The sequence below is a fragment of the Bacillus sp. OTU530 genome, assembly GCF_038440375.1.
This window is the reverse complement of record NZ_JASATP010000179.1, coordinates 1-304: the sequence shown is the minus strand read 5'-3', so window position 1 is coordinate 304 and position 304 is coordinate 1. Positions and strand designations below refer to the sequence as shown.

Sequence of the window (304 nt, the reverse complement as noted above, 5' to 3'; positions counted from 1 at the left end):
AGCTAATGGCTCATAAGATGGTGCCGGCTAGAGGACTTGAACCCCCAACCTACTGATTACAAGTCAGTTGCTCTACCAATTGAGCTAAGCCGGCATATTTATGGTGGAGGATGACGGGCTCGAACCGCCGACCCTCTGCTTGTAAGGCAGATGCTCTCCCAGCTGAGCTAATCCTCCACATCGCCTAGCGACGTCCTACTCTCACAGGGGGAAACCCCCAACTACCATCGGCGCTGAAGAGCTTAACTTCCGTGTTCGGTATGGGAACGGGTGTGACCTCTTCGCCATCATCACTAGACCTATT

General features: G+C 53.3%; 2 tRNA genes and 1 rRNA gene. All 3 read right to left on the bottom strand.

Annotation, left to right across the window (positions count from 1 at the left end):
* Nucleotides 1-18: 18 nt before the first annotated feature.
* The 3 genes from AAHB12_RS31520 to rrf all read right to left on the bottom strand — a co-directional run bounded on the left by AAHB12_RS31520 (nucleotide 19) and on the right by rrf (nucleotide 298).
* Nucleotides 19-94 (bottom strand) — tRNA-Thr (locus AAHB12_RS31520).
* A gap of 7 nt (nucleotides 95-101) precedes the next feature.
* A tRNA-Val gene (locus AAHB12_RS31515) sits at nucleotides 102-177 on the bottom strand.
* A gap of 5 nt (nucleotides 178-182) precedes the next feature.
* Nucleotides 183-298, bottom strand: a 5S ribosomal RNA gene (gene rrf, locus AAHB12_RS31510).
* Between the last annotated feature and the right edge of the window lie 6 nt (nucleotides 299-304).